This is a genomic window from uncultured Brachyspira sp. (assembly GCF_944388875.1).
GTDB lineage: Bacteria > Spirochaetota > Brachyspiria > Brachyspirales > Brachyspiraceae > Brachyspira.
This window is the reverse complement of record NZ_CALXKQ010000035.1, coordinates 22787-28786: the sequence shown is the minus strand read 5'-3', so window position 1 is coordinate 28786 and position 6000 is coordinate 22787. Positions and strand designations below refer to the sequence as shown.

Annotated in this window: 5 protein-coding genes and 1 pseudogene; 3 read left to right on the top strand and 3 right to left on the bottom strand. The window is 26.1% G+C overall.

The window, feature by feature from the left end:
* Together Q0J69_RS13470 and Q0J69_RS13465 are read right to left on the bottom strand one after the other, a co-directional pair.
* Positions 1–263: pseudogene (locus tag Q0J69_RS13470) on the bottom strand (PD-(D/E)XK nuclease family transposase); the annotation flags it as partial.
* 335 nt (positions 264–598) lie between these two features.
* Entirely contained in the window at positions 599–1234 is a 636-nt protein-coding gene (locus tag Q0J69_RS13465) for a hypothetical protein (RefSeq protein WP_297208370.1), read from the bottom strand.
* 80 nt (positions 1235–1314) lie between these two features.
* On the opposite strand from Q0J69_RS13465, the gene Q0J69_RS13460 reads away from it, so the two are divergent.
* Together Q0J69_RS13460 and truB are read left to right on the top strand one after the other, a co-directional pair.
* Positions 1315–2061 (top strand): hypothetical protein, encoded by a 747-nt coding sequence (locus Q0J69_RS13460; protein ID WP_297208368.1) that lies wholly within the window; start codon positions 1315–1317, stop codon positions 2059–2061.
* A 9-nt stretch (positions 2062–2070) separates the two neighbouring features.
* Positions 2071–2955, top strand: coding sequence for a tRNA pseudouridine(55) synthase TruB (gene truB, locus Q0J69_RS13455; protein WP_297208366.1), 885 nt, complete (start codon positions 2071–2073; stop codon positions 2953–2955).
* Positions 2956–3161: 206 nt separating this feature from the next.
* On the opposite strand, the gene Q0J69_RS13450 is transcribed toward truB, so the two are convergent.
* Positions 3162–4712, bottom strand: coding sequence for an FGGY family carbohydrate kinase (locus tag Q0J69_RS13450; RefSeq protein ID WP_297208364.1), 1551 nt, complete (start codon positions 4710–4712; stop codon positions 3162–3164).
* Positions 4713–4848: 136 nt separating this feature from the next.
* On the opposite strand from Q0J69_RS13450, the gene Q0J69_RS13445 reads away from it, so the two are divergent.
* A complete protein-coding gene (locus Q0J69_RS13445; RefSeq protein ID WP_297208363.1) occupies positions 4849–5964 on the top strand; it encodes an ROK family protein in 1116 nt (371 codons plus the stop codon).
* Positions 5965–6000: the final 36 nt, after the last annotated feature.

The following is a 6000-nucleotide window of genomic DNA, read 5'->3' as shown; positions in this document are numbered from 1 at the left end:
AAAATTCTTTTTACAAAATTATTATTTCCTACAAGCTGTATTTCAATAATTATTTTTTTGCCGTCTTTTGTTTTTGCCTTAACATCAAGAATAGATTCCTTTAAATTCTCATTTTCAGGCAAGTTATAAGGATTAATAATTTCAGATTCAAAACCAGCATTATTTTAAACAGCATTAACAATATTTTCTAATATATCTTCGTCGCCTTCTTTACCGATTAGATACCGCATAAATAAATCATTGAGTCTGTTAATCTCTTTCATAACTAAATTATAACATAACTTGATTTAAAGTAAATTGTATTTTATACGTAAAAAGAATATCATAATTAATTAGTATATATCAAAAAAATACGGTTTAATTTATTATATAACAATAATGATAAATACTATATTTGCTTAAAAATAAATTAATAAATATTAATAGTATCTATAGTTTTTTATTTTTTATAATTGAGTTTTTATTACCGTAAACATAATTGTCAGCAGTTTAAAAACTGTTTTAGATGAAATATTACTAAGTCTATATATTACTTAGGATAATAATACCTAAAAGAATATAAATATTATTTTTAATCATTATGAAATAAGCCTGATATTTATTCCAATTCAGTTTCTACTACAACATTATACTCATTTGAGGTGTAGCTTTCCTCAAGAATATAAGCATTGTTTGTTAAAGCAGCAGCATCATTAACTTCTATGCCTGAGTCTATTAATATTTTATATAGAGAATGATAAGCTCGTTTTAAAGCATTTTGTGTGAGCATTTGTCTTGTATAAGCACTTAATTTGGCATTTTCAGTTATTTCTATAGAGGCATTTGCCCTAAAAAATTTATCTCCTATAGAACCCTCTTTTTTTATTTTATTTAATATTTCTAAAGTTCTTTCATATATTGTATTATCATTGATTCTTATTTCTGTATAAAAATTATTATCTTTTTCATACTGTTTTATTTCTGATATTTCTTTATTATTGAAATCTATCAAATTTTTATCTTTCAAATGTACAGCAACTACATTAAAATCATTTCTATTTATAAACTCTGCTGTTTGTTCAGCTATATAATAATATATGCTGTCTATTGCTTTTATTTTGCTTGCATCATAATTTAGATCACTGTAGGATTTTGAATATAATATCCCTTTTTTTATATTGTTTTTCGAACATGAAGCTATAGTTATTAGCAAGATAAAAAATATTAATAAAAAATTTGTATTGTTTTTTTTCATGGTTTATAATAGATTATCCTTTAATTATTAATTATTTTAACTTAATAATATTAGTAATTGTAAAAAATGGAGATTGTATATTGAGAATAAAGTTAATATTTTCATCATTATTATTGATTATGATTTGCAGTTCATGTGTTAAAAAGCAGGATAACTTTTTGGTTGATATGGCATTCTTAGATAAGTCATATATTGATGCACTTTTAAATATTAGAGATTCAAATAATTCTAATGGAAAGGAAATTATAGAAAGGTTTATAATAGTATGGAATGATTTTAAGAATAAGTATTATAATATTAATACAGAAGATCCACAATGGAAAGCGGACTTTGACAGTTTGCAGGATATATTGATACGTTCTCATTATTATATATCAAGCGGAGAAGATGAGAGTGCAGGATACTCTATACTGCATGATATAAAATATGTTCTTTCGGATTTGAGAAAAAGAAATAATGTAAATTGGTTTTTTGATAATTTAAATTCTATATATAAAACAGCATATAGAATGTATGAACTTTCAAAAATATATGGCTCTTCTAATACAGTACTCACTCCAGAAGAAGAAGAAAAATTATTAGTGGTATATTATTTGCTTGATAATGCTGTTAAAACAACTATATCTGAATTTGATAAGAGCAATATTCATTTACTCAATTTATCTCAGGATCAGCTTGGAACATTAAGACATAATATAGAAACTATAGATGATTTGGTTAAATCTATAGGAGAGAATTTATTTTCAAAGAGATATGATAATCTTTATAGCATATCGGATAATATTTTGAATATTTATTTTAATTCATTGCAGATAATTAGAGGATAGGATATTAATTTGCTCAAAGGATTTTGTATTATTAATAAGCCTATAGGTATAACCTCATTTGATGCCATAAAGAAAGTTAAAAGAAGACTTAGAGATGAATATAATATAATAGAAAATAGAGTAGGGCATGTAGGAACATTGGATCCTTTTGCAGATGGTGTTTTAATACTTGCATTCGGAAGATTTACTAAACTTTTTTTCTTATTTGATGATATGGATAAGGAGTATATTGCTGAGGGAGTATTCGGTGAGAGCAGAGATACTGATGATATATGCGGAAATGTTTTAGCTGTATCTGATTCTAAAAATATATTAAGTTTTGATGAATTGCAGAAAGTCATAAAAGATAATTTTTATGGAAATATTATGCAAAAGCCTCCTATATATAGTGCCAAAAAAATAAATGGTAAAAGAGCTTATGATATGGCTAGAGCTAATGAAAAATTTGAATTAAAAAGCGTGAATGTATGCATTAATAATATAGAATTGCTTGAATATAATTATCCATATTTCAAAATAAAAACTTCTGTAAGCAAAGGCACTTATATACGGTCAATAATAAGAGATATAGGAATAATTACTAATAATCTTGCCTATACTAAAAGCCTTACTAGATACTCAATCGGAGAATATAATATTAATATGTCATGCTCTATAGAAACACTTGGAGAGGATAATATAATATCTTTTTTTGATATGTTTAAATATTTAGATAGAAAAGTTATTAAAGATGCATCAGCTGTTAAGCAAATATTATGCGGAAATACCAAATCAATAGAGAATTTTGAAATAAAAAATAAATATCTCGCTTTGAGTGATGAAAATAATAATTTGATTGCTGTTGTAGAAAACTGTGCTGATAATGGAAATAGATATTCATTCATAAATATATAATAGACTTGTTCAAAACTACTTGACAAAATTAACTATGAAAGCTATTTAATTTTAAATATATTATAATTAATTTGTAAATCTGCAAACTTTCACTTTTCACAGAATGGAGTTTGCTGTAAAGTTCTTTAATTCATGGCATTTGAACTATATATGATTCTCAGTAATCCTAAATTAAGACTTATAAGTGCCAGTAAATTTATTTCAAATTATAATGCTTTAGTTATTTCTTCAAATTTTTCAAGCATTTCTTTTTGATAATCTTCATATTTTTTTGATAAACTAGTATCAGGTTCTATTACAGTATTATCTATTAAAGAATTTCTAATATCATCTAATGAAATTTTTTCTCTTAGCAATAATATAGCAGATAAAGCAGCACCTAATGATGCTCCTCCTGAAGGTAAAAGTTTTATAGGACATTGCCAAATATTTGCTACAATTTTTAATATTTCTTTATCTTTTGTAGGTCCTCCAGTTACAGATAAGTCTGTTTTACTTCCTAAAGAAAATTTCTTAGAGTAGGCAGCAACTAATCCTAATGAACTTAATACAATTCCTTTATAATCATTATCAAAAGTATGTTTTTCATAGTATCTTTTTATATCAAATGCTCTGCTTATAGGTACAGATTCATTTTCTTTCTGCCATAGCATTATTGGAAGATTATCAATATTTTGTTCTAAAGATTTGGTAACTTCTTTATAAGTTCGGTCATGCATTTTCATTACTTCATCCCAAACTATAGCCCCATTAGTTCTGCAGAATATCATAAATGGATTTCCTATGCCGTCATACATAGCATTAGATACTCCAGAAAAATCTCTGCTGTTTTCATCTATGTTTAACATATAAACAAAACTTGTTCCTAAAGACAGTATATCTCCTTTGTATAGTACCTTTGTCTGAGGATTATCTCCGCTTCCTATTCCGACTATGCATTCACTATCGAAACCATATTTCTCTATAAAATACTCGCATATATACCCAGCAAAACTTGAAGGAGAATCTATATTTCCTAATTTCTGTTTTAAATTAGCAGACACAGCATTTAATAATGTGTCATTCCATTCTCTTTTAGAGTAATCCATTAAACTCATTCCAGAGGCATTTCCAAAATCTACAGGTATATTATCTTTAGCGGTTAATATTGATGCTATAAAAGTATTTAATAAAAATATTTTATACGTATTTTGTGATAGAGCTTCATTATTATCAAAATTATATTTTATAACAGCACCAGTAAATCTAAGCGGAGAATTAGAAGCAGTTATCTGTATCATTTTTTCTTTTCCGCCTACTGCTTCCCTTAATTCATTAGCTTCTTTTTGAGTGCATGATGTTCTCCATATAGGAGCTGCATTATATGAATACGAATCTTTTAATATTTCTGATAGATTTTGGTTTATTAATGATTTATTTTTTAATTTCTCTATATTTTCTCTATATTTTTCTGACAGATATACATGTCCATGCTGCTGTGCTGATATTTGAATTGCTTTTATATCTTTAACATCGCATTCTCCTTTGAGTTTTAAAAATGCTTTGTCTAATGCTAATAAAAATATATTTATATCCTGCTCAGCTTTACCATTAATTTTGGAATCTATTAGTAATGTATCTTTATTCATTGGAGAATTTTTTATTTCTTCAAGAGAGTTAAATGCTACAGATATATTTATATCATTTTTATAAGTTTTATAATTTATAATACTTAATGTCAAACTTTGAGTGCTTAAATCTATTCCTAATGTGTACATTGTAAATCCTAATTATTGTTATTTATTATTGAGTATATAAAAAATATTTTATAAATCAAGTATTATTGTGTATAATAATCTTCCAAATTTATTTTTTTAATGTATACTGTTTCAGACATTATTTTTATGAGAAATTATGACATACAAAAAAAGTAATAATATAGATGTAAAAAGAATAAATAAGAATATTATTTATAAATACATTTTGGAAAGAAATAAAGTTTCTAAGCATGAAATAGCTGTTGCTTTAAATATGAGCATGCCCACCGTTTTGCAGAATACTAAAGAACTTTTTGAGGCAAATCTTATAAAAGAGGTTGGCGAATTTGAGTCAAGCGGAGGAAGAAAGGCTAAGGCTATGTCAATAGTTGAAGATGCCAAGTTTTCTATTGGAATAGATATCACAAGAAATCATATAAGTTTAGTTTTAGTAAATTTGTTTGGAAATGTAATAAAAAATATAAGACTTAAAAATAGTTTTAGCTATACAGAAGAATATTTTTTATGGTTTGAAAATTCTATTAGAGAGTTCGTTTCTGGTATTGATAACAATAAAATTTTGGGAACTGGATTATCAATACCTGGAATAATAGATAAGTCTGGAACAGATATAGCATCTTCCTATGTTCTAGGTTTTGAGAAAGTACCGTATACGGATTTTACTAAATATATACCTTTTGACTGTATATTTATTAATGATGCTAATGCTGCTGGCTTTGCTGAGGCTAGATACATAGAAAATAATGCTATTTATTTATCTTTAAGCAATAGTGTAGGAGGGGCTATTATATTTGCTAAGCAGCTTTATAAAGGAGATAATATAAGAGCAGGAGAATTCGGACATATAAGTATAGTACCTGACGGAGAAAAATGCTATTGCGGTAAAAAGGGATGTTTGGATTCTTATTGTAAAGCAAGTCTGCTTTCTGATTTAACTAACGGCAAACTTAATTTATTTTTTGAAAGTCTGCATAAAGGCAATAAGATTATAGACGATGCTTGGGAAAAATATCTATACTATCTGGCTGCAGCAGTTAATAATTTGAGAATGTCTTTTGACTGCGATGTTGTTATAGGCGGTTATGTAGGAGGATATTTTTCTGACTATATTCAAGATTTTAGAAACAGAGTTGCTAAATTAAATACTTTTGAAACTAATGGAAATTATGTAAAAGTATGTAAACATCATTTTGAAGGAGCTGCTTTGGGAGCTGCTTTACAGCATATACATTCATTTATAGAAACCATATAAAATATATAATATTTTTGTTTAAATCGTATCAAAATA

Bases quoted from the DNA above. Each gene is read 5' to 3' on its own strand.
- Q0J69_RS13465 (WP_297208370.1), bottom strand. From the start codon at position 1,234: ATGAAAAAAAACAATACAAATTTTTTATTAATATTTTTTATCTTGCTA.
- Q0J69_RS13450 (WP_297208364.1), bottom strand. From the start codon at position 4,712: ATGTACACATTAGGAATAGATTTAAGCACTCAAAGTTTGACATTAAGT.
- Q0J69_RS13445 (WP_297208363.1), top strand. From the start codon at position 4,849: ATGACATACAAAAAAAGTAATAATATAGATGTAAAAAGAATAAATAAG.